This window comes from Flavobacterium sp. TS_SC_5 (assembly GCF_056156265.1).
The window spans coordinates 1310048-1333528 of sequence record NZ_CM149588.1; the positions used below are offsets into that span (position 1 = coordinate 1310048).

Genomic DNA, 23481 nt, shown 5'->3' on the forward strand with positions numbered 1-23481 from the left:
GTTTAAAGTTTAAGGTTTAAAGTTGCTTTCAGGTGACTTTGAACTTTAAACAATTCAAACCTTAAACAAAAAAAACATGATTTTAGAAATGAAAGTCCCATCACCAGGGGAATCTATAAAGGAAGTTGAAATTGCAACTTGGTTGGTAAAAGACGGAGATTATGTAGAGAAAGACCAAGCAATTGCTGAAGTTGATTCAGATAAAGCAACTTTAGAATTGCCGGCAGAAGCTAGCGGAATCATTACTTTAAAAGCAGAAGAAGGCGACGCAGTTGCAGTAGGAGCAGTAGTTTGTCATATTGATACGGACGGAGCAAAACCAGCAGGTGATGCGCCAGTTGCTGAAGCTACAAAACCAGTTGATCCCGAAACTTCCGCACCAAAAGCGGAAGCTAAAGCAGAAGCGCCAAAAGAGACACCGGTAGCAGCAGCTCCAGCAGCGACTTATGCTTCAGGAACCCCATCTCCAGCAGCAAGAAAAATATTAGACGAGAAAAATATAGTGCCAGCTTCTATAACAGGAACTGGAAAAGACGGAAGAATCACTAAAGATGATGCCGTAAATGCCGTGCCTTCAATGGGAACTCCTACAGGTGGTTCTCGTGGATCAGAGCGTACTAAGTTATCGATGTTGCGTCGTAAAGTGGCTGAGAGATTAGTTGCCGCTAAAAACGAAACAGCAATGTTGACTACTTTCAACGAAGTAAACATGACGCCAATCAACACGTTGCGTAATGAATACAAAGATGCGTTCAAAGCAAAACATGGCGGAATTGGTTTAGGATACATGTCTTTCTTTACTAAAGCTGTAACCAGAGCATTAAAATTATTCCCAGATGTAAATTCAATGATGGATGGCGATCATAAGATTGCTTTCGATTTTTGCGATATTTCAATTGCAGTTTCAGGACCAAAAGGATTAATGGTTCCTGTAGTTCGTAATGCGGAGAACTTGACTTTCCGTGGAGTTGAAGCTGATATTAAAAGATTAGCAATCAAAGCGCGTGATGGTCAAATTACAGTTGATGATATGACTGGTGGAACGTTCACGATTACTAACGGTGGTGTTTTTGGAAGTATGTTGAGTACACCAATTATCAATCCTCCACAATCTGGAATCCTTGGAATGCACAACATTATTGAGCGTCCAATTGCCGTAAATGGAAAAGTGGAAATTCACCCAATGATGTATGTGGCTTTATCTTATGACCACAGAATTATTGATGGCCGTGAGTCTGTAGGATTCTTGGTGGCTGTAAAAGAAGCTTTAGAAAATCCAATGGAATTATTGATGGATAACAATCCTAAAAAAGCTTTAGAACTATAGTTTTAAGGTTTTAGAAATATACAAGGGTCCTGTTTAGTTTTCTAAACAGGATTTTTTATTTCAACAAATACAAACAATGATTGTAATAATCCACAATTGCTTTTCCTTTCATTAAAATATCGGCACCTATAATCCCATGAACCGCCTTAGCCTTGTGTTGTGTTAACGCTTCATTTACATGAGATAAATCAAAAATAACGAGTTCAAAATCAGAATCTTTCCAAGAACCAAGTTGCAATTGATTTTTTAAAGCCAGTTGTGTAAACATTCCTGTAGCTCCAGCACCAGCGGCTTTCGTTTTGGATTTTTTTGCTTCCAATAAAAATAAATCAACACTTTCAAATCCCACACAACTGTTTGAAGCTCCGGTATCCAGAATAAAATTCCCTATCACACCATTTATTTTTGCTTTTATTAAAAGGTGCTGTGTTTTAGTAATTTTAAATTTTACTTTTTTGTAGTTTTCTTTTTTAAGTATATCGTGGAGGTTCTTCATTTATGCCGAATTTATTTCAGTAATTTTTTCTGTTTTACAAAGATACATGGAGTTGTTGAAGGAATTGTAAGAATCTATTTTTCTATGCGAATCTTTTTAAAACCATTTTTTCGACAAGTTTTATTCTTGTAATTTTGTACCCTTAAACTTTACACTTGGAAACAAACATAATTATAACTGATACACATACCCATTTATATTCAGAGGAATTTGATCAAGATCGAAATGAAATGATACAACGCGCCATTGATGCCGGTGTTTCGCGTTTGTTTATTCCCGCAATTGATTCTAGCTGTACGGAAGCGATGTATGATTTGGAGAGAAATCATCCTGAAAATGTTTTCTTGATGATGGGTTTGCACCCAACGTATGTAAAAGAAAATTATCTGGAGGAATTGCAACATGTGGAAAATGAATTAGCAAAAAGAAAATTCTATGCGGTTGGCGAAATTGGAATTGATTTGTATTGGGATAAAACCCATTTGCCACAGCAACAAATCGCTTTCAAAAAGCAAATTCAATTAGCAAAACAATACAAATTACCCATTGTGATTCATTGCCGAGAAGCTTTTGATGAAATTTTTGACATTTTGGAGGAAGAAAAATCATCGGAATTGTTTGGTATTTTTCATTGTTTTACCGGTACTTATGAGCAGGCTTTACAAGCGATTTCGTATAACATGAAGTTGGGAATCGGCGGAGTGGTTACTTTTAAAAACGGAAAAATCGACCAGTTCCTGAACCAAATTGATTTAAAACACATCGTTCTGGAAACCGATTCTCCTTATTTATCACCGATTCCTTTTAGAGGAAAAAGAAATGAAAGTAGTTATATTGTTAATGTAGTAGATAAGTTAGCGCAAATTTATAGCCTTTCGGCAAATGAAATTGCGGCAATCACCACAGAAAATTCTAAAGGTATTTTTGGGATTTAAAGTAGAATTTACCTTATTTTGATATTTTTTTTGTTCATTTGCCCACACAAAAATTGAGAACCAAAATGCAGAAATTTGACGCTATTCGGCCATTTTATGATTCCGAAATAAACGAAGCACTTCAAAATGTTGTTAATCATCCCATGATGAAAGCATTGATGAATTTTACTTTCCCGGATGCTGCGGATGAAGTTTGGAAAGAACAACTTCGCAAAACGCATTCTATTCGTGATTTTCAGTGTAATTTCATTTACAAATCAGTCCAAAAAGTGTTAGAGAAAAGTTCTGAAGGATTGACAACCTCCGGTTTTGAAAACTTAGAGCCTAATACTTCTTATTTATTTATATCAAATCATCGCGATATTCTTTTAGATACAACGTTGTTGAATACGGCTTTGTTTGAACATAGTTTAGTGATGACCGCCTCAGCAATTGGCGATAATTTAGTTAAAAAAGCTTTTTTGAATACACTAGCGAAACTAAATCGGAACTTTCTAGTGCAACGTGGCTTGACGCCAAGGGAAATGCTGCAAAGTTCAAAGTTATTGGCAGAATATATTGGGAATCTATTGTTGCATGAAAATCGTTCGGTTTGGATTGCACAGCGTGAAGGAAGAACAAAAGACGGTAATGACGAGACCAATCCTGGTGTTTTGAAAATGCTTGGAATGGGTTCTGATGAAAAGAATTTGATGGATTATTTCAAAAAAGTGAAAATCGTACCCGTTTCTATTTCTTATGAATACGATCCTACTGATGCTTTGAAAATGCCGCAATTGATGGCTGAAGCCAATAATGAAGTGTACATTAAAGAGAAAAATGAAGATTTCATGACGATTCTTAGTGGTGCTTTGGGACAAAAGAAAAGAATTCACATTCATGTAGGCAAAGTTTTAGATACAGAAATTGAAGCCATCAAAATTGAAAATGACAGTTCGAATAAGCAAATAGTAGCTTTGGCACAAGTAATTGATGATGCCATATTGAGTAATTATAAATTGTGGCCAACAAATTTCATTGCGTTTGATATTGTTAACAAGACCAATCGCTTTGCTCATTTATACACCGAAAATGAAAAATCATTATTCGAGCGTAGACTTGAAATGCGAATTGATCACGATAATCCAGTTGCCTTAGACGGTTTTCTGGCGATGTATGCCAATCCGGTTGTCAATAAATTAAAATACCACGATGTTGTATAAAGCCAAAATACTTTTAATCTATACTGGAGGAACAATCGGTATGAGGAAAGATTTTGAGACGGGAGCACTCATAGCTTTCAATTTTAGTAAATTGTTGCAACGCATTCCAGAATTGAAACAATTAGATTGTGAAATCGAAACTATTTCATTCGAAAATCCAATTGACTCGTCGAACATGAATCCTGAAGAATGGGCTAAAATGGCGACTATCATTGAGGATAATTACCATTCTTTTGATGGGTTTGTGGTGCTTCACGGTTCAGACACGATGTCGTATTCCGCATCGGCGTTGAGTTTTATGCTTGAGAATTTATCTAAACCCGTAATTTTTACCGGATCTCAATTACCCATTGGAGATTTACGTACAGACGCCAAAGAAAACTTAATTACTGCCATTCAAATTGCGTCTTTGCGTAATAATGATGAGCCAGTTATCAGCGAAGTATGTCTTTATTTTGAATATAAATTATACCGTGGAAATAGAACCACAAAGATCAATGCGGAACATTTTAAAGCATTTACCTCTCCAAATTATCCTGAATTGGTAGAATCTGGTGTGCATTTGAAATTAAATCCAGATTTATTCCTAACTAAAAGTGAAAATATAGAATTCAAGGTTCATAAAGAATTGGACAATAATGTGGCCATCATAAAAATGTTTCCAGGGATTAGCGAAGCAGTTTTGGCAGCGATTTTTGATATTCCAAATCTTAAAGGAATTGTTTTAGAAACGTACGGAGCGGGAAATGCTCCTACAGAAGATTGGTTTTTAAACCTATTAAGAAAAGCAATTACCGCAGGTTTACATATTGTCAACGTAACACAATGCTCCGGTGGAAGTGTGAGTATGGGACAATACGAGACCAGTACAGGCATGAAAGAAATTGGAGTGATTTCCGGAAAGGATATCACAACTGAAGCTGCAATCACTAAATTAATGTATTTGTTGGGCCAAAAAATAGCTCAAAAAGACTTCAAAACTATTTTTGAAATTTCTTTGCGCGGTGAAATAGCATAATAGTCAGATTTTACTTTTCTAACTCATTTTTTTTTATGTTCTTTGCAGCCTAATGAAATAGAGAGGTGTCCGAGTGGTTGAAGGAGCTAGCCTGGAAAGCTAGTATGTGGGTAACTGCATCGTGGGTTCGAATCCCATCCTCTCTGCAAAAAAACTAATGCTTTCCAAAGGGGAGCATTTTTTGCTTTAAAGCATGGCAAACTTTTTTATTTGTCGGAGCTATAAAACAAAAAAGTGTCAGGCATGAAATGCCAAGCATTACTTCCTTAGTCAGACGACCTTTTTGGGATCAACACAGTCTATCCTGAGTTTTTGGGATTAAAAATCAGTGCATCTATGGCAGAATAATACATTAGGTTTCTGGAAATCATCAGTGCTAGTCCAATATGAATCGTGAAGTAAAAAAGTTTAAGTAGCTGTGGTTTGTCATAGTTTTTAGATGTGTAGGTTTTCAGAATGATTATTTGTTGTTATTACGTATCAAAAAACCACCAAAATGGTATATTTGTGACGTTACAATGAGTAATGAAACCTGAATTGTGTTTTAACCAATCATTGAACAATATAAACCTGAAACAATATGCGAATTTTTCTTAGTTGTTTTCTTTTTTTATCGGTTTTGAATGTTTTTTCCCAAGAAAATACAGCTACTAAAGACTCGGTCTTCGTTAAAGTGGATTCTTTGTATCGAGAAGATCAGTTTTATTTTGCAGTCACGTATAACACACTTACCAGTAAGCCTGCAGGTTTCTCGCAAAGTAAATTTTCTTCAGGATTCTCGGCGGGTTTTTTGAGAGATATGCCCATCAACAAGAACCGAAGAGTTGCTATTGCCACTGGTGTTGGTTTTACTTATAATAATTACAATCAGAATCTGGCGATTTCTTCGACTCCCGAAACACCGGTTTACACCATTATTGATTCAGATACCCAGTATACTAAAAATAAATTTTCGCTACTCTCCGTGGATGTTCCGCTTGAATTCAGATGGAGAACTTCTACCTATCAAAGCCACAAGTTCTGGCGCATTTACACCGGAATAAAATTCAGTTATTTGTTGTATGATAAATCTATTTTTGAGGGTAGCACCGGCAAAGTAGTACTAACCGGAAACAAAGATTTGAATAAATTTCAGTATGGTGCGTACATTTCATCAGGATATAATACAATCAATTTATATGCATATTATGGTTTGAACCCGCTGTTTGAATCAGCGAAAGTCGATGGTGAATCCGTTGATATGAAATCACTGAATTTTGGAATTATATTCTATATTTTATAACCATAAAACCAACAAAAGTAACTGAGGGATTGCGCCTAACATAAAGCCAATAATCAGTTCTTTATTAGTGTGCGCGTTCATTTCGAGGCGGGACGAAGCTACAATTCCGTTAAGGAGAATCAACATTGCAATCGTAAAAGTACTCTGAATTTGGAGGTGCATGCTTAAGCCAATTGTAAAGACAGTCAAGGAACTCATACCAATCATGTGAAGGCTCGCTTTTATGTTTCCAAACAATAATATCAGCGCTATGAGGCTACTCAAAAGTCCACCCAACAAGAAAAAATGCAATTCTGGATAACGATCAAGGGTTATGTTATTTCGCACTAACATGATAATTAAAAAGCAATGTACTAGTAAAGGAATTTTTCGCTGTGATACTTTAGATAGCATAATCGAATCAACATTTCCTATAGCTCGCAAAAGAAGGAAAGCCAGGACAGGAATAAATAATGTTACAATTATAACTTGAAAAAAAACAAGTAGTTTCTCTTGCGTCACAAATGCAGTTCCATTCAAAAAAAGATAGAATAACGTGGCCATCGCCGGTATGAAAATCGGATGGAAAACGTAAGAGAAAAAGGGAAGAATTTTTTTCAAGAGTTATTTTTTTCAAAAACAAATATAAGCAATCTGTGAAAAACAGTACTGCATAATCTGGTTGTTTCTGTATGATTTATAAACGGGAATGATCATAATTATAGTATATCGAGGTTCTCGTTTTGAAAAGAAGTGGTATTTTTGGAGAAGTATTAGAGCAAAAAGAACGGCAATACATATATTTCCCAGAAAAGAAATTCACCTCATTCTCTTTTAATTCCATGAGTCAAAAAATCCTAAATAGTCTTCAAAGAATCACCGCAAAATATATTGGCAGCCCGGAAAGACCAAATTTAGACAGCGTTTCCATAGACAGTCGTTCATTGCAAAACGGACCTCAAACTGTTTTCTTTGCATTGGTTGGCGTTCATAGTGATGCACATCTTTACATCAAAGATTTAATTGCAAATGGTGTTCAAAATTTCGTTGTAACCCATATTCCGGATGATTGTAAGGAGAAAGCGAATTTTTATGTTGTTGAAAATACACTGGTCGCTCTACAACAATTCGCTGCCAATTTCCGCAGTCTTTTTGATTTTCCTATTATTGGATTGACTGGAAGTAATGGTAAAACGATTGTCAAGGAATGGCTCAATTTTTTATTGAGTCCAGATTATAACGTTATTCGCAGTCCGAAGAGTTATAATTCACAAATTGGTGTTCCGCTTTCCGTGATTGCAATTAATGATAAACATAATTTAGGGATTTTTGAAGCGGGTATTTCCACGCGTTGTGAAATGGATAAATTAGAGCAGATTATCAAGCCGACTATTGGAATTCTTACGAATATTGGAACGGCACACGATGAAGGGTTTGCAAGCAAAGAAGAAAAAATTACCGAAAAATTTAAACTTTTTGAGCGCGCTAAGGTTTTAATTTATCATAAAAATAAAAGTGTAGATGCTCTTATCAATCCGGAAATCAATTTGTTTTCCTGGAGTTTCAATGATAAAAGTGCATCTGTTTTTGTTTCCAAAAATAACGTTTTAGATATGACTGTTTTGAATATTGAATTCGGGCAGAACCATTTTGAGATTAAAATACCGTTTCAAGACGAGGCTTCGGTCGAAAATGCCATCTCCTGTTTGATGGTTTTGCTGTATTTTGAATACGATGCAGCCACCATTCAAAACCGAATGGAATTGTTGTATCCGGTAGAAATGCGCTTGAAAGTCAAAAACGGAATCAATAATTGCAGTATTATTGATGACAGTTACAGCTCGGACTTTCAGTCGTTGAAAATTGCATTGGATTTTCTCGAAAGTCAAAAGCAATACAAGAAGAAAACGGTGATTTTGTCTGATATTTTCCAAAGTGGTTTGGCTACGGAGGCGCTTTACGCTAAAGTTTCTGAGTTGATTATTTCCAATAGAATTGACCGCGTTATTGGTATTGGAGAAACCATTTCGGCTTTTAAAAATAAATTTACCAATTGTATCACTTTCGAAAATACTGCTGCCTTTGTCGCTGATTTTGAAAATTTGGACTTTGGAAATGAAACCATTCTGATAAAAGGAGCCCGATCCTTCCAGTTTGAAGAAATTGTTTATTTATTAGAAGAAAAAACACATGAAACGGTTTTGGAAATTAACCTGAATGCAATTAGTTACAACTTGAATTTTTTTAAATCAAAGTTGAAGCCAAAAGTAAAAATTATGGTGATGGTTAAAGCATTTGGTTATGGAAATGGTGGGCTCGAGATAGCAAAATTACTAGAATATCATAAGATTGATTATTTAGGAGTGGCTTTTGCGGATGAAGGTATTTCATTGAAAAATGGAGGGATTCAGGTGCCAATAATGGTTCTTAATCCGGAAAATACGAGTTTTTCAGCCATTATCCAACATCAATTAGAACCGGAAATTTACTGCTTGAAAGGACTGTATGCTTTCTTGAAAATAGCGAAGCAGAAAAATTTAGAACACTTTCCGATTCATATTAAATTTGATACGGGTATGCATCGACTTGGTTTTGAGGAAAACACGATTGATGAACTGATAGACGCCCTGAAAGGAAATACAACTATTCAAATAAAGAGTATTTTGTCACACATGGCCACCAGTGATGATCTTGAACATATGGATTTTGCTCATGCACAAATAGCGTTATTCGAAAAATTATCATCTAAATTGATGTCTGAGTTGCAAATAAAACCGTTGCGACACATCTTAAATACATCGGGAATCAGCAATTTTCCAGATTCACAGTATGATATGGTTCGTTTGGGGATTGGATTATACGGCGTCTCAAATGATGCCGAAGAACAAAAACAACTCGAAAATGTAGGTTCGCTGAAATCAGTGATTTCGCAAATAAGAGCGATTGGTCCTGGAGAAAGTGTGGGTTACGGACGCCGGTTTATAGCCGAAAAACCAACCAAAATTGCTACCATTCCTATAGGATATGCTGATGGAATTTCCAGAGGTTGGGGAAATGGTTTAGGATTTGTGATGATAAAAAACTCAAAGGCCTATATAATTGGAAGTATTTGCATGGATATGCTGATGGTGGATGTCACGGGAATCGAATGTAAAGAGGGTGATTCAATACTTATTTTTGGAGAAAACCCAACGGTATCTTTTATCGCCGAAAAATTAAACACAATCCCGTACGAAATTCTTACAAGTGTATCTCAACGTGTAAAACGGGTCTTTTATCGATAAAACTTGGTTTTTTATGTTAAATATTAAAAGTATGTTAAAATTTTATTATTTTCGTTTTCTAATGTTTAACAATTTAAAAAAAAAATTATGGGATTTTTCGGTGATTTTAAGGCTTCTTTAATGAAAGGAGATGTATTGAGTTTAGCTACTGCAGTTGTAATTGGTGGTGCTTTTGGTAAAATAGTGGGTTCAGCAGTGGATGATGTAATTATGCCAATTGTCGGATTACTTACTGGTGGGATTGATTTTACCCAAAAATTCATAACTCTTGATGGTAATAGTTATGCTGATTTAGCTGCTGCCAAAGCTGCTGGGGCTGCTGTGATAACTTATGGAAATTTAGTGCAAGCTATAATTAACTTTGTCATAATCGCATTCTTTATTTTTGTAGTTCTAAGAGCTGCTGAAAAAGCTAAGAAAAAAGAAGTGGTTGTTGTTGCTGCTCCAGCTGGACCAACACAAGAAGAATTATTGATTCAGATTAGAGATTTATTGAAAAAATAATTTCCGCTACATTATATATTCTTACTAAACCGCTTCATAACCGAAGCGGTTTTTCTTTAAAAGTTTGTTTAAAACGGTAGCGGCTTTTGAACCATTAAGAAATTAAGATACATTACAAAGCACTTTAAAACTTAATCTTCTTAATATCGTAATGGTTCAAAAATTATATAGAACGTTATTTCACAAGTTTTTCCATTCAAAAAGAAACAATTACTGGAAACAATTTTACTTTTATTTTCCTGTTTTTTTAGTCGGATGTTATATATTTAACATTTTGTTGTTTTTTGTGAGGCCACTTGTTTTGGTTTTAATATTAGTTACTTTTGTACTTCAAATTTAATATTCAGTAATAAAAATATAAGATGAGAATAGCAGTCGTAGGCGCTACCGGAATGGTTGGCGAAGTAATGTTGAAAGTTTTGGCAGAAAGAAATTTCCCTGTAACAGAATTAATTCTCGTTGCATCTGAGCGATCAGTGGGTAAAGAAATTGAATACAAGGGTAAAAAATATAAAGTAGTAGGCATGCAAACGGCAGTAGATATGAAAGCAGATATTGCTTTGTTCTCTGCGGGTGGCGATACGTCATTGGAGTGGGCTCCAAAATTTGCAGCAGCAGGAACAACAGTTATCGATAATTCATCGGCGTGGAGAATGGACCCAACCAAAAAATTAATCGTTCCTGAAATCAATGCAGCTGAATTGACTGCAGCGGATAAAATCATTGCGAATCCTAACTGTTCTACGATACAAATGGTACTGGTATTGGCTCCTTTGCACAGGAAATACAACATCAAGCGTGTGATTGTTTCTACCTACCAATCCATTACTGGAACAGGTGTAAAAGCAGTGCAACAATTGGAAAATGAATATGCAGGCGTTCAAGGCGAAATGGCTTATAAATATCCAATTCACAGAAATGCGATTCCACAATGTGATTCTTTCGAAGAAAATGGATACACTAAGGAAGAGATGAAACTGGTTCGAGAAACTAAAAAAATTTTAAGCGATAATACAATTGCCGTTACAGCAACTGCGGTTCGTGTGCCAATTGTTGGCGGACACAGTGAAGCGGTAAACGTGGAGTTCTCGAATGATTTTGACGTAAACGAAGTGCGAAACATTTTGCATCATACCGATGGCTTAGTGGTTCAGGATAATAATGACACCTATACGTACCCAATGCCAATGTATGCACAAGGAAAAGATGACGTTTTTGTAGGTAGAATTCGTCGTGACGAAAGCCAGGAAAACACTTTGAATATGTGGATTGTTGCGGACAACTTGAGAAAAGGAGCAGCAACAAACACAATCCAAATTGCTGAATATTTGATTGCAGCTAAATTGGTATAATACTTTATAGACCAAATACAGCAGATCTTTCAAAGGCAGAAAGAGTGTTGCAATTTGATTTTTGGTTCAAATTTTTGAAATCCATTTGTTTTTACGAAATGTATATTTTGTTAAAACAAATGGATTTGTATCTCAGTATCATTATATTTGCCAAAGATGAAAAGGAAATTTTCCATATTTAGTTTCTTGCTAACGATGACAGTATTACTTTCGATGCTGTTTCAATCGCTGCATAAATACGAACATATAGCACAGCAACTTTCTGAAATACAATGTGTACATAACAAAAATTCTGCCGCAGAAATTACGCATCAGCATCACAATTTTGATTTTTGTGGTGTTTGTGACTATAAATTAAGTGGTTTTACATTTCCTGTTTTACTTCATTTTGCTTTAAATTTAGTAGAATTATACCTAAATAATACAGGTTTCAAGTCTTTTGAAATCACACAATTCTTCAAAGGAAGCCTTTTTGCGCTTCGAGCTCCTCCATTGGTTTAAATTATATTTCACATTAATACATTATTTTCAATTTTGGAAATGATTCACATGTTTATATATTTTGAACAAGGAAAATGCAAACAAAAATCTATATTGTTTTCTGCTTCTATTTGTTTTGCACGCTAAGTTTTGCGCAAAATACTGTTAGTGGAAAAATCACTACCCAAGGAGGAATACCTCTTTCCGGGAGTCACATACACATTGGAACAAAAACCGTGTCTTCGGATGTTTCCGGTAACTACATAATAAAAAAACTGCCTGTAGGAAATATTAAAGTATTCGTTTCGTATGTTGGTTATAAATCTGTTGATACGCTGGTAAATATTTCTGGTGACCAAGTTTTGAACTTTAGTTTAAAAGAAAATACGGACCAACTTCAGGAAGTAGTCGTAAGGCAAAAAGCCAATACGCTGAACAAATCCCTATTGGAACAAAAGATCAAAACGGAAACCATCGAAAAATTCAGCAACCAGACACTTGGTGATATGCTCAAAGAAGTAGCAGGTGTTACCAGTTTGAAAACGGGAAGTTCCGTGGTGAAGCCAGTTATTAATGGTTTGTTTGGAAGTCGGGTTCCAGTGATCAATAACAATGTGCGATTAGAAGATCAAGAATGGGGAACGGAACACGCACCCAATTTTGATGTAAACGCTGCCGGAAAAATCACAGTGATCAAAGGCGCTTCCGGGCTGCAGTATGGAGGTGATGCCGTAGGAGGTTTGGTGGTTATTGAACCGGTTTCGGTAAAAAGAGATACGTTGTTTGGTAAAACCATTCTGAATTTGGCGTCCAATGGCAGAGGCGGTTCCGTTAGTTCTAGTTTGCACAAAGGAAACGACAAAGGATGGAGTTGGAACGTTTTGGGAACTTTTAAGTATTCAGGCGACAAAGAAGCACCGGATTATGTATTGTCCAATTCAGGAAATCGTGAAGCTAATTTTTCAGGAGATGTAAAATTTACTGGAAAAAAGTATGATATTTCCGGGTACTACAGTTTTTACAATACGACTATTGGTATTTTGAGCGCTTCACATACCGGGAATGTAAACGATTTGTACAATTCCATTACCAATAAAATCCCTTCGGTTGTAAATGATTTCACGTACACGATAAAAAATCCAAAGCAGAAGGTGCAGCATCATTTGGCTAAGATGAACTACAACTATTATTTTGATGAAACGGCTTCATTGGCAGTGCAGTACTCTTTTCAGTTCAACAAAAGATTGGAGTTCGATGTACGCAGAGGAGATTTTAAAGATGTAGCCGCTTTAGACTTGGAGTTAGCCACCCATGCCATCAATGTAGATTACAAAAAAACGTTGCATGACTGGACTTTAAAAACAGGATTCAATACTTCGATACAAAATAATTTTGCAAACCCGGCTACGGGAATAAATCCGCTGATTCCTAATTTTGACCGAATCGAATTTGGAACTTATGGAATAGCGAGTTATAATTTGTCCGATAGCTTTTCTGTGGATGCCGGAATGCGTTATGATTTTTCGCGAGTGGATGCGGCTAAGTTTTATTTGAAATCCAGATGGGAGGAAAGAGGCTATTCAACTGAATTCGCTGATTTTATAGTGGGTGAAGACGGCATTAAATGGTTGGCAAAGCCTAGTTTTAAATTTCATAATATTTCAGCCAGCGCAGGGTTTCACAAGGAATTTGAGGCAGGTTTGAATTGGTATTCTAATATCAGTCTTGCTACCAGAAACCCAAATCCATCGGAGTTCTTTAGTGACGGTTTGCATCATTCCACAGGGATTATCGAGTTAGGCGATTTAGCTTTAGACAAAGAACAAGCAATCAAATTATCGACAACATTGCAGAAAAAATGGACTACTTTCTCGGTTGAGGTGAATCCTTTCATCAATAACATCCGTAATTTCATGTTCTTGCGTCCTGTTGGTTTTGAAACCACTACTCGTGGTGCTTTCCCTGTTTGGGAATACCAACAAACCAATGCAAGATTGGCGGGAGTTGATGTGCAAACCCATTGGAAAATAAGTAAACAATGGCAACATGATTTCGCTTTAGGGTATGTCAACGGGAAAGACCTCACTAACAAGGAAGCTCTAATCGATATTCCGCCTCTGAATCTGAGCAATAAAGTTCAGTTTTCAAAGAACGAATGGCATGATTTGAAAATCGAATTAAAGAGCGAAGTGGTGCTGCGTCAAAATCAGTTTCCTGACAATAATTTCACTACAAACATTGTCGTAAATAATGAGTTGGTGCCCGTTCTGGTAGACATCAGTACACCGCCACCGGCTTATCAATTGTTGCATTTTTATTCGGAAATGAAATTCAAGACTTTCGGTAAAACCAATGCAACGATCGCATTTTCTGTTCAAAATATTTTAAACACTACTTACAGGGACTATCTGAACAGGCAACGTTTTTTTGCCGATGAAATGGGTAGAAACTTTCAAATTCAATTAAAATTCAATTATTAAAAAGTAAACAAAAACAATAAAATGAAAAATTCAAAAATTTTAGCAATCGCATTAATCACTTTAGTAAGCTTTTCATCTTGTAACAATGACGATCCAATTGCAGTAAATGAGGAAGAAGTAATCACAACGGTGACTACAACTCTGACCGCTGGAAGCCAGACTGTGACTTTGACTTCAAGAGATCTTGACGGAGACGGTCCAAATGCACCTGTAGTAACGGTTGCAGGAGATTTATTGGTAAACACTACCTACACAGGAACAGTACGTTTCTTAAACGAGTCCGTGACGCCAGTTGATGATATTACATTGGAAATAAAAGAAGAAGGCGATGAGCATCAGCTGTTTTTTCAGGCAGCAGCAGCAATAGGAGCTTTTACTTATGCCGATGCCGATGTTAACGGGAAGCCTATTGGATTGGCTTTTACTTTGAAAACAGGAACAGTAGCAGCAACTGGAAACATAGTGGTTGTGTTGAGACACGAACCAGCTAAAAGTGCTGCTGGAGTTGCAGCAGGCGATATTACAAATGCTGGTGGTGCAACAGATGCAGAAATTACATATCCAGTTCAAGTAAAATAAGTTCATCGTTCTGATGTTAGCAATTCTAGAAAACGCTATTCGAAAGAGTAGCGTTTTTTTGGTTGTTAAATACTAGGCACTAATTTTTAATTTTTTAATAAATGAATGTTAATCGTGATTGAATAAATCTAAATAATCTTTGAAAACATATAACTTGTTTCGTTGTGCTCCAGATATTTCTTTTATAATATCTAGTCGCTCTAAATCTGCCAAAAGTTTATAAGCAGTAACTGATGACTTTTGTAATAATTCTTCCACTTTTGTTACTTCAATTATCGGCTGAGTGTAAAGGTAATCTACTACTTTTCGTGCGTCCATATTGCGATTTCCCAATGACTTTAATTTTTCTTCCAAACTTTTTTGCAGTTGCAAAATACCATCAAAAGTAGTTACCCCTTTTTTTGCAGTTTCAATAATACCGGTTAAGAAAAATTTTAACCATTGGTTAATGTCGTTATGAGTTCTGGTTCGCATTAAATTATCATAATATAATATTCTGTTTTTTTCAAAAAAATCAGAAAGATATAAAATGGGTTGTTTTAGGATTCCTTTGCTGACTAAATATATGGTTATAAGTAATCTGCCAACTCTACCGTTTCCATCTAAAAAAGGATGAATAGTCTCGAATTGATAATGTATAATTGCAATTTTTATTAAATCAGGCAGTGGTGATATTTCATCGTTTGCAAATATTTCAAGATCCGAAATGAACTCATTAATACTTGAGTGAATGGGAGGAATAAAGGTTGCATCACTAATACTGGCTCCGCCAATCCAGTTTTGGCTAGTTCGATATTCTCCAGGTAATTTGTGTTCGCCACGTACACCCTGCAAAAGTATCTTATGTGTTTGTTTTATGAGTCGGGACGAAAAAGGAAGTTGGTGTAATAGTTTAACCGCTTCATTCATTGCACTGATATAGTTCTGTACCTCTTCCCAATCGTCTCTTTTTTCATAAGCAATTTCTTCTTTGCTTAAAAAAGCTTCTTCCATATTGGTTTGAGTACCCTCAATTTTTGAAGATTGAGTTGCTTCTTTGGCAATATGCATCCTAATAAATAAGTCGATGTTTACGTACTCAGAATACATGTCTAATCTACCTAAATGCCTGTCGGCTTTACTTAGTAACTGAATAACTTCCATATCATTTAATATCCAGTCTCTGTGAATGGTATTGGGTTGGAAGCTTTTGTAATATCCTTGATTGATATATTTGCCAGAAGTAAATTTTTCCATTTTGATGATTTAAAAACTTAAACAAATGTATTCTTATTTAAGCAAATCGACAAAAAACTTAAATAACTTTTCTTTTATTTAAGTAAATTGACAAAAAACTTAAATAAGAAATGGGTAATTTAAGTAAATGAAAGAGAATCTTAATTAGTGTTTTGAACTTAAAAAAAATATTTTATAAAATCAGATTTCTCTAAACACTAGCTTTTTTGGTTTTATTTAAGACTTTGTCAACTTTACAACACTAACTATTTCCCTATTTTTGTAACAACCTAAAAAATTAACTAATGAAAAAAACTTTTTTAATAATGGCTGTATCTTCTGCAATGGCGACTTTTGGCCAAAACCAAAAACCTATAACCTATCCCGTAACCACCAAAGGGGAAACTGTTGATGTGTATTTCGATACCAAGCTTCCTGATCCGTACCGCTGGCTAGAAGACGACAAATCTGCTGAAACCGGTGCTTGGGTAAAAGCACAAAACGAAGTAACTTACGGATATTTAGCTCAAATCCCGTTTCGCAATGTGTTGAAAGCAAGAATGGAAAAACTGTGGAATTACGAGAAAATAGGAGCGCCTTTCAAAGAAGGAAATTTTACGTATTACTATAAAAATAACGGTTTGCAAAACCAATCGGTGTTGTACCGAAAAGATTCAAAAGGAACCGAAACCATATTTTTGGACCCAAACACTTTTTCTAAAGACGGAACTACTTCGCTTGGCGGATTGGATTTTTCCAAAGATGGTTCTAAAGTAGCCTATGCCATTTCAGAAGGCGGAAGCGACTGGAGAAAAGTCATCATCATGGATGCCATTACGCAAAAAATTATTGAAGACACTATTGTCGATGTGAAATTCAGCGGCGTGTCTTGGAAAGGGAACGAAGGTTTCTACTATTCCAGTTATGACAAACCAAAAGGAAGCGAATTATCTGCAAAAACCGACCAGCATAAACTGTATTTCCACAAGTTAGGAACTACACAAAAGGATGATAAAGTAATTTTTGGTGCAGATCAAAAACGCCGTTATGTAGGTGGTGGCGTAACCGAAGATGACCGTTATTTAGTAATCACAGCGTCTAATTCTACTTATGGAAACGAGTTGTACATCAAAGATTTGACAAAGTCCAACAGTCCTATAGTGACGATTGTGGATAATTTCAAAAGCGACAGCAACATCATCGAAAACGAAGGCGGAAAATTATTCATAGAAACCGACTGGAATGCACCCAACAAACGCATTGTTACCGTTGATGTGAAAAACCCAAAACCGGAAAACTGGAAAGACTTTATTGCAGAAACTGAGAATGTGTTGTCGCCATCAACTGGAGGTGGATACTTTTTCGCTAATTACATGAAAGATGCCGTTTCGGTAGTGAAACAATACGATTATTCCGGGAAACTGCTACGTGAAATCCAATTGCCGGGCGTAGGAACTGCCGGTGGTTTTGGCGGAAAGAAAAAGGAGAAAACATTGTATTATTCTTTCACAAATTACATTACGCCGGGTTCAATATTTTCATTCGAACCAGCAACAGGAACTTCTGCAGTATATGAAAAACCGAAAGTAGATTTTGACAGCGAGAAATACGAGTCCAAACAAGTGTTTTATACCTCCAAAGACGGAACCAAAATCCCGATGATTATCACCCACAAAAAAGGATTAAAACTCGACGGGACAAATCAAACCATGTTATATGGTTACGGAGGATTTAACGTGAGCTTGACACCAAGTTTCAGTATTGCTAATGCAGTTTGGATGGAAAATGGAGGCGTTTATGCCGTACCAAATTTACGTGGCGGTGGCGAATATGGGAAAAAATGGCACGATGCGGGAACCAAAATGCAAAAACAAAATGTATTTGATGATTTCATCGCAGCGGCAGAATATCTAATTGCTCAAAAATATACCTCTTCACAATATCTGGCCATTCGTGGTGGATCAAACGGAGGATTGCTTGTAGGTGCTACCATGACACAACGCCCAGATTTAATGAAGGTAGCCTTGCCGGCAGTCGGCGTTATGGACATGTTGCGCTACCACACTTTTACCGCAGGAGCAGGTTGGGCGTATGATTACGGAACGGCGCAGGACAGCAAGGAAATGTACAACTACATCAAAGGATATTCACCGGTACACAACGTAAAAACAGGAACCCAGTACCCAGCTACTATGGTCACAACAGGCGATCACGATGATAGAGTAGTGCCAGCGCACAGTTTCAAGTTTGCTGCTGAATTACAAGAAAAACAAACCGGAACAAACCCAACCCTAATCCGTATTGATATCAATGCAGGACACGGTGCCGGAAAATCCGTTGCAGCAACCATTCAGGAAAATGTCGATATTCAGGCCTTTACGTTATACAATATGGGGATTATGACCATCCCTGCAAGTAAATAACAGCAACAGAGGTACGGTGTGGTTATTCTTTTTTAGGAGCTTAATCCTGCTGTACACTGTATCTTTTTTTGAATTTTAGGCTGGAAGCCTTCAAAAAGCTTCCAGCCTAAAAAATTCAAAAAAAGGATGCCGTTCCCATCAGGGCTAGGGCATTCGATTCCTCAGACGATTGTCTTCAAGAGGAACAAAGCCATCACCACACAAATTTCAAAAAACGCTATTCGAAAGAGTAGCGTTTTTTTTGTTTTAGAGTAATTCTATCGTAACAAATCAAGTTGAAAACTAAAAATTAATGAGGTCAATTGTAGGCGGGTCAATTGTAGGCGTAAAACTAATTTTATCAAATATGGATATTAAAGAAAAATTCGGTCATAAAGTAAAAGAGTTAAGAGAGAATAAAGGTTTCTCTATTGAGCAACTAGCTAATATATCGAATGTTGATAGAAATTATATTTCAGACATCGAGAAAGGAAAAAGAAATGTTTCTATTGAAATTATTGAGAAAATCATCCTTGCTCTCGATACTGATTTTATGGAGTTCTTCAACGATAAAAAATTTAAAATTTAAATATGAAAATAGTTTCATTTTTTGCCGGTGCTGGTGGTCTGGATCTTGGTTTTGAAAAAGCTGGATTTGATGTCATATGGGCAAATGAATACGACAAAGAAATTTGGCCACGTATGAAAAAAATCATAAAAAAACGATTTTAGACAGGAGAAGCATTGTTGATATTCCTTCAAGTGAAGTTCCTGATTGTGACGGTATAATTGGCGGTCCACCTTGTCAAAGCTGGTCGGAAGCAGGTTCAAAACGAGGAATTGCCGATAAACGAGGTCAACTATTTTATGAATTTATGAGAATTTTAGCAGATAAAAAACCAAAGTTTTTTTTAGCTGAAAATGTATCAGGAATGTTATTGCCTGCTCATAAAGATGCTTTGGCAAATATAAAACAAATGTTTACAGATATTGGTTACGATTTGACATTCCAATTGTTGAATGTTTCTGATTACGGTGTTCCACAAGATAGAAAACGTGTTTTCTTTATCGGGTATAGAAAGGATTTAGGAATGAAATTTACTTTTCCAAGACCAACTACACTTGAAAGTAAAATCACACTTGAAAAAGCGATTGGAGATTTAAAAGATACTGCATTACCCGCAAAATTAGGAAATTATACAAACGGAAGTGATTGTAAAGTATTGAATCACGAATATATGATTGGCGGTTTCTCTTCCATGTTTATGTCAAGAAATAGAGTTCGTTCTTGGGATGAGGTTTCTTTCACGATTCAAGCAGGTGGGCGCCACGCTCCACTACATCCACAAGCACCAAAGATGAATTTTATTGAACAAAATATTCGGGAATTTGTTAAGGGCAAGGAAGATTTATATAGAAGGTTAAGTGTCCGTGAATGTGCAAGAATCCAAACTTTTCCTGATACTTTTTCTTTTGAATATAATAGTGTTGTAGCTGGTTACAAAATGATTGGGAATGCTGTTCCTGTGAGAATGGGGAAGGTTTTGGCTCAAAAAATATATTCTGATTTGGAAGAGATAAAGGTTGTTAAAAATGTTACTTCAAAAAGTATTGTAACTGAAGTAAATGGAAATATTGTACTTGAAAAAATGAACGAAATAATTAAAAGTATATCTATATAATGGCAAAAATATCTACTCAAACAATCAATGGTAAAGCCTTTGAATACGCTTTGTTAAATGAATTTTTGGAACGTTTAAAAGTCGTAACTTCTGTTACAGTTATCGAAAATGAACCATTTAAAACTGCTCTTAAATGTTTTGTGAGTTTTGACGAAAAAGAACAAAGTCATTATAAATTAGTTGCAAGTTTTGCTGTTAATTTTCTGCTTGATATAGAGCCACGTTTGGCAAATGGAATTCACGTAAATGATGTTTTACAACTCGAAATTGTTGCAGATAAAGCAGGTCAAACTGGAGATGTTCGGGATGTATTAGCTATTAGGTCGTTGCAAAAATGGGAGATTGGAATTTCAGCAAAAAATAATCATAGAGCAGTTAAACATTCGCGCTTGTCAAATGATATTGATTTTGGTCAAAAATGGTTAGGAATTCCTTGCTCTGTTAATTATTTTGAAGAAATCAATCCTGTTTTTAGTAATTTGGCAAAGCTAAGAACAGCTAGTAAAGCAACACAAAAGTGGGACACTTTAGGTGATTATCATACTTCTGTTTATGTTCCCGTTTTGGATGCTTTTAAAACTGAATTATTGAGATTAGATAAAGAAAACCCTGGAATCATAGCAGAGAAATTAGTTGAGTATTTAATTGGTAATCAGGATTTTTACAAAGTGATTAAAGGGAAAAACAAAGTCGAAATACAAGCCTACAATTTACACGGCACATTGAATTTACCTTTTGAAAATATCAAACCAAAAGCTAAAATTCAAAAATTAAAATTTCCTAATAGATTGATTGAAGTTGTTTATCAGGATAATTCTCAAACAACACTTTTAGTAACTTTGAATGAAGGTTGGCAAATCTCTTTTCGCATTCATAACGCAAGTTCTCGAATTGAACCGTCATTAAAATTCGATATTAATTTAGTTTCTGCACCTCATTCACTTTTCTCAAATCAATTATTTATTGGATAATCTAAATTCAAAACAAGAAATTGAAAATTGGCTTGATAAATTAACTTCACTATTTGTAATGAAATTTGATTCAGAGTTTGAAACTGAGAATGACTTCATTTATAATTATTTAGAAAATGGTTAACCCATTCCCTTCCTCAACACCACAAATTCTCTCTTTTATTTTCCCAATGTTTTATTAATTGGTTCGGTTTTTTGTGTTTCAATCGGTAAATTTGAGAATAGAACATTAAATATATAAAAACATGACAGTACAAATCAACACAGACAATAATGTAGAAGGACACGCACGTTTGAAAGCGTATATTGCGGATGAAATAGCAACGACTTTGGCCCGTTTTGAAGATAAAGTAACCCGTTTAGAAGTGCATCTTGGTGATGAAAACAGTGATAAAGGTGGCGTTGACGACAAACGATGCCTGATTGAAGCCAGACCAAATAATATGCAGCCTTTAGCGGTTACCAATCATGCTGATACTACCGAAAAAGCCTTTCACGGTGCCTTGGATAAAATTAAAAAAGTATTGGAAACAACTTTCGAAAAAAAGAAAACCTATTAAATCGTTGCCTTTTGGCAAATAAAAAAATGACACTGTCTTTAGAAGATAGTGTCATTTTTTTTTTGGTTTATTCTATGGCGAGGAAGGCTGCTTTTTATTTATCAAACAATAAGGTTGCTAATGCTTCGTCTTTTTTGTAAACATCTTCATAGAAATGAACCACGCCGTCCGCATCTACCCAAGCAGTGAAATAACCAATGTATACCGGAATTTTGTTTTTGAGCGTGTACCAATATTCTTCTCCGCCGTTCATCGCGCTTTCTATCTTTTCAGGATTCCATTTTTTATCGTTTTTCATGATCATGGCAGCAAGTTCTATTGGCTTGGCTACACGAATGCAACCGTGGCTAAAAGCGCGATATTCCTTGCCAAATAAACTTTTGGATGGTGTATCGTGTAAATAAATCGCATTCGAATTGGGGAATAAAAACTTCACTAATCCCAATGAATTTTCCGGTCCGGGTCTTTGTCTTACGTTGCTGTCTTTCCATTCCATGTTGTGTTCGGCTAAGTAATTTGGATTCTTTTCAATAGCAGGAAGAATTTCTTTCTTAAGGATACTGGTCGGCACATTCCAATACGGTCTGAATACGATGTACTTCATTGGCGCACTAAAAATTACCGTTTTATGCATCGCTTTTCCCACAACAACTTTAGAGCGTAATTCGGGTTTTCCATCTCTGAAAAAAGTCAGTTCATAAGCTGGAATATTCACCACGATTAATTCCTTGGATTTGGTGATGTCATTCGAAATCCATCGGCAACGTTCCATATTGACCATAACAGTTTTGATACGATCCGCAACGGAAACGTTCATATAATTGATGTGTTCCGGAAGAATCGTTTTGTTCAGCAAATTGCCACTTCTTTTTTTGAATTTCAAAATTCCGGTAGCTAATTCATCATCATACACGGCACTTTTAGAATCTCGGGAAATGTCATTGGTGATAAACAAACGCGTTCTGATTTGCGCAATGGCAGTGGCACTGTCGCCAGGTTTATACGATTTTACATTTGGATCCAGCGCAATGGTTTTCCAGCCGCCTTTCTTTTCTATTTTGCGGTATTCCTGCAATACATCTCTAAGCAGGTAATACTGTTTCAAAACGCCTTTTTCTTCTTTGTGAATTAACGAAGGGTCGATCAACAACGAATCTAAATAATTGACATACGATTGTCTTTTTCGAGGTAAAAACCAACCTAACTCTTTCGATTTTTGAGCATCGATGCCATCGTACACTTTATCCGCATAAAAAAAGTATAGCGCAGAACTCAATAACTCCGTGTCAATAGTTGCTTTTTGATTGTTGTCCGGATTGTCATAGATATCGTCTAATTTTTCTTTGTACGGAATCACGGTTTCTATTCCTTCCTTGCTCAAATTATTTACCTTGTTGTACAACAAACCGGCAAATTCATTAAGACCATTCTTATCAAACCAGATATAATGAAATTGATGCTTGCGGTACAATTGTTCTACTTCACCTTGATAAGGTTGCAGTTTTGGATATTTCCCGAAGAAAGTTTTGATTTGCGTGCTGTCAAACGCAAATTCTATAGCATTTATACTCGTTTGAGTATTGGCAGCCACAGTATTTCCATCTTTCTTTTTGCAGGAAACAATAGTAAAAAGCAGTATAAAAACAACCAATAGGATGGGGGAATGTAACTTTTTCATAGATTAACTTTTAATTCGCCTTGAATGAATTTAAGGCATTACAAAAATACATCAA

At 35.8% G+C, this 23481-nt stretch carries 19 protein-coding genes, 1 tRNA gene and 1 pseudogene; 17 read left to right on the plus strand and 4 right to left on the minus strand.

From position 1 onward, the window contains the following. The first annotated feature begins 76 nt into the window (after positions 1-76). Positions 77-1327 carry a 2-oxoglutarate dehydrogenase complex dihydrolipoyllysine-residue succinyltransferase gene (gene odhB, locus AC0J6S_RS05760; protein WP_474955844.1) on the plus strand — a complete coding sequence of 417 codons (1251 nt, stop codon included), beginning with the start codon at positions 77-79 and terminating at the stop codon, positions 1325-1327. A gap of 55 nt (positions 1328-1382) precedes the next feature. On the opposite strand, the gene AC0J6S_RS05765 is transcribed toward odhB, so the two are convergent. Beyond that, entirely contained in the window at positions 1383-1823 is a 441-nt protein-coding gene (locus tag AC0J6S_RS05765) for a retropepsin-like aspartic protease (protein ID WP_474955845.1), read from the minus strand. Positions 1824-1990: 167 nt separating this feature from the next. Between AC0J6S_RS05765 and AC0J6S_RS05770 the strand changes: the two genes are divergently transcribed. The 5 genes from AC0J6S_RS05770 to AC0J6S_RS05790 all read left to right on the plus strand — a co-directional run bounded on the left by AC0J6S_RS05770 (position 1991) and on the right by AC0J6S_RS05790 (position 6260). Continuing rightward, positions 1991-2758 (plus strand): TatD family hydrolase, encoded by a 768-nt coding sequence (locus tag AC0J6S_RS05770; RefSeq protein WP_474956332.1) that lies wholly within the window; start codon positions 1991-1993, stop codon positions 2756-2758. Positions 2759-2823: 65 nt separating this feature from the next. After that, complete coding sequence (locus tag AC0J6S_RS05775) at positions 2824-3960, plus strand: 1-acyl-sn-glycerol-3-phosphate acyltransferase (protein ID WP_474955846.1); 1137 nt, start codon at positions 2824-2826, stop codon at positions 3958-3960. After that, complete coding sequence (locus AC0J6S_RS05780; RefSeq protein WP_474955847.1) at positions 3950-4978, plus strand: asparaginase; 1029 nt, start codon at positions 3950-3952, stop codon at positions 4976-4978. Before AC0J6S_RS05775 ends, AC0J6S_RS05780 begins: the two co-directional genes overlap by 11 nt. Before the next feature lie 59 nt (positions 4979-5037). Next, a tRNA-Ser gene (locus AC0J6S_RS05785) sits at positions 5038-5124 on the plus strand. A gap of 434 nt (positions 5125-5558) precedes the next feature. Then, positions 5559-6260 (plus strand): porin family protein, encoded by a 702-nt coding sequence (locus AC0J6S_RS05790; RefSeq protein ID WP_474955848.1) that lies wholly within the window; start codon positions 5559-5561, stop codon positions 6258-6260. On the opposite strand, the gene AC0J6S_RS05795 is transcribed toward AC0J6S_RS05790, so the two are convergent. Then, positions 6255-6803, minus strand: a complete 549-nt coding sequence (locus AC0J6S_RS05795) for a hypothetical protein (protein ID WP_474955849.1) — start codon at positions 6801-6803, stop codon at positions 6255-6257. The genes AC0J6S_RS05790 and AC0J6S_RS05795 overlap by 6 nt on opposite strands. Positions 6804-7081: 278 nt before the next feature. On the opposite strand from AC0J6S_RS05795, the gene AC0J6S_RS05800 reads away from it, so the two are divergent. From AC0J6S_RS05800 to AC0J6S_RS05825, 6 genes are all read left to right on the plus strand, one after another. Continuing rightward, a complete protein-coding gene (locus AC0J6S_RS05800) occupies positions 7082-9523 on the plus strand; it encodes a bifunctional UDP-N-acetylmuramoyl-tripeptide:D-alanyl-D-alanine ligase/alanine racemase (RefSeq protein WP_474955850.1) in 2442 nt (813 codons plus the stop codon). An 87-nt stretch (positions 9524-9610) separates the two neighbouring features. Next, positions 9611-10027, plus strand: a complete 417-nt coding sequence (gene mscL, locus AC0J6S_RS05805) for a large conductance mechanosensitive channel protein MscL (RefSeq protein ID WP_474955851.1) — start codon at positions 9611-9613, stop codon at positions 10025-10027. Positions 10028-10389: 362 nt separating this feature from the next. After that, on the plus strand, positions 10390-11379 hold the full coding sequence (locus AC0J6S_RS05810) for an aspartate-semialdehyde dehydrogenase (protein WP_474955852.1): 990 nt from the start codon (positions 10390-10392) through the stop codon (positions 11377-11379). 156 nt (positions 11380-11535) lie between these two features. After that, positions 11536-11880, plus strand: a complete 345-nt coding sequence (locus AC0J6S_RS05815; protein WP_474955853.1) for a hypothetical protein — start codon at positions 11536-11538, stop codon at positions 11878-11880. Between the two features lie 74 nt (positions 11881-11954). After that, positions 11955-14339 (plus strand): TonB-dependent receptor, encoded by a 2385-nt coding sequence (locus tag AC0J6S_RS05820; protein WP_474955854.1) that lies wholly within the window; start codon positions 11955-11957, stop codon positions 14337-14339. 21 nt (positions 14340-14360) lie between these two features. Then, positions 14361-14918: a type 1 periplasmic binding fold superfamily protein gene (locus AC0J6S_RS05825; protein WP_474955855.1), complete on the plus strand. Its 558-nt coding sequence runs from the start codon at positions 14361-14363 to the stop codon at positions 14916-14918. 108 nt (positions 14919-15026) lie between these two features. On the opposite strand, the gene AC0J6S_RS05830 is transcribed toward AC0J6S_RS05825, so the two are convergent. Further along, positions 15027-16154, minus strand: a complete 1128-nt coding sequence (locus tag AC0J6S_RS05830; protein ID WP_474955856.1) for a Fic family protein — start codon at positions 16152-16154, stop codon at positions 15027-15029. Positions 16155-16459: 305 nt separating this feature from the next. Between AC0J6S_RS05830 and AC0J6S_RS05835 the strand changes: the two genes are divergently transcribed. The 5 genes and pseudogenes from AC0J6S_RS05835 to AC0J6S_RS05855 all read left to right on the plus strand — a co-directional run bounded on the left by AC0J6S_RS05835 (position 16460) and on the right by AC0J6S_RS05855 (position 21748). Then, positions 16460-18556, plus strand: coding sequence for a prolyl oligopeptidase family serine peptidase (locus AC0J6S_RS05835; protein ID WP_474956333.1), 2097 nt, complete (start codon positions 16460-16462; stop codon positions 18554-18556). 292 nt (positions 18557-18848) lie between these two features. Next, entirely contained in the window at positions 18849-19124 is a 276-nt protein-coding gene (locus AC0J6S_RS05840; RefSeq protein WP_474955857.1) for a helix-turn-helix domain-containing protein, read from the plus strand. 2 nt (positions 19125-19126) lie between these two features. After that, positions 19127-20217, plus strand: a pseudogene (locus AC0J6S_RS05845) (DNA cytosine methyltransferase). Continuing rightward, positions 20217-21188: a HaeIII family restriction endonuclease gene (locus AC0J6S_RS05850; protein WP_474955858.1), complete on the plus strand. Its 972-nt coding sequence runs from the start codon at positions 20217-20219 to the stop codon at positions 21186-21188. The pseudogene AC0J6S_RS05845 and the gene AC0J6S_RS05850 overlap by 1 nt, the downstream one beginning before the upstream one ends. 245 nt (positions 21189-21433) lie before the next feature. Beyond that, entirely contained in the window at positions 21434-21748 is a 315-nt protein-coding gene (locus AC0J6S_RS05855) for an HPF/RaiA family ribosome-associated protein (RefSeq protein WP_474955859.1), read from the plus strand. Positions 21749-21842: 94 nt separating this feature from the next. On the opposite strand, the gene AC0J6S_RS05860 is transcribed toward AC0J6S_RS05855, so the two are convergent. Beyond that, entirely contained in the window at positions 21843-23426 is a 1584-nt protein-coding gene (locus tag AC0J6S_RS05860) for a L,D-transpeptidase family protein (RefSeq protein WP_474955860.1), read from the minus strand. Positions 23427-23481: the final 55 nt, after the last annotated feature.

Coding starts and splice junctions, on each gene's coding strand:
- odhB (WP_474955844.1), top strand. CDS start 77: ATGATTTTAGAAATGAAAGTCCCATCACCAGGGGAATCTATAAAGGAA.
- AC0J6S_RS05765 (WP_474955845.1), bottom strand. CDS start 1,823: ATGAAGAACCTCCACGATATACTTAAAAAAGAAAACTACAAAAAAGTA.
- AC0J6S_RS05775 (WP_474955846.1), top strand. CDS start 2,824: ATGCAGAAATTTGACGCTATTCGGCCATTTTATGATTCCGAAATAAAC.
- AC0J6S_RS05780 (WP_474955847.1), top strand. CDS start 3,950: ATGTTGTATAAAGCCAAAATACTTTTAATCTATACTGGAGGAACAATC.
- AC0J6S_RS05790 (WP_474955848.1), top strand. CDS start 5,559: ATGCGAATTTTTCTTAGTTGTTTTCTTTTTTTATCGGTTTTGAATGTT.
- AC0J6S_RS05795 (WP_474955849.1), bottom strand. CDS start 6,803: ATGGCCACGTTATTCTATCTTTTTTTGAATGGAACTGCATTTGTGACG.
- AC0J6S_RS05800 (WP_474955850.1), top strand. CDS start 7,082: ATGAGTCAAAAAATCCTAAATAGTCTTCAAAGAATCACCGCAAAATAT.
- mscL (WP_474955851.1), top strand. CDS start 9,611: ATGGGATTTTTCGGTGATTTTAAGGCTTCTTTAATGAAAGGAGATGTA.
- AC0J6S_RS05810 (WP_474955852.1), top strand. CDS start 10,390: ATGAGAATAGCAGTCGTAGGCGCTACCGGAATGGTTGGCGAAGTAATG.
- AC0J6S_RS05815 (WP_474955853.1), top strand. CDS start 11,536: ATGAAAAGGAAATTTTCCATATTTAGTTTCTTGCTAACGATGACAGTA.
- AC0J6S_RS05820 (WP_474955854.1), top strand. CDS start 11,955: ATGCAAACAAAAATCTATATTGTTTTCTGCTTCTATTTGTTTTGCACG.
- AC0J6S_RS05825 (WP_474955855.1), top strand. CDS start 14,361: ATGAAAAATTCAAAAATTTTAGCAATCGCATTAATCACTTTAGTAAGC.
- AC0J6S_RS05830 (WP_474955856.1), bottom strand. CDS start 16,154: ATGGAAAAATTTACTTCTGGCAAATATATCAATCAAGGATATTACAAA.
- AC0J6S_RS05835 (WP_474956333.1), top strand. CDS start 16,460: ATGGCTGTATCTTCTGCAATGGCGACTTTTGGCCAAAACCAAAAACCT.
- AC0J6S_RS05840 (WP_474955857.1), top strand. CDS start 18,849: ATGAGGTCAATTGTAGGCGGGTCAATTGTAGGCGTAAAACTAATTTTA.
- AC0J6S_RS05850 (WP_474955858.1), top strand. CDS start 20,217: ATGGCAAAAATATCTACTCAAACAATCAATGGTAAAGCCTTTGAATAC.
- AC0J6S_RS05855 (WP_474955859.1), top strand. CDS start 21,434: ATGACAGTACAAATCAACACAGACAATAATGTAGAAGGACACGCACGT.
- AC0J6S_RS05860 (WP_474955860.1), bottom strand. CDS start 23,426: ATGAAAAAGTTACATTCCCCCATCCTATTGGTTGTTTTTATACTGCTT.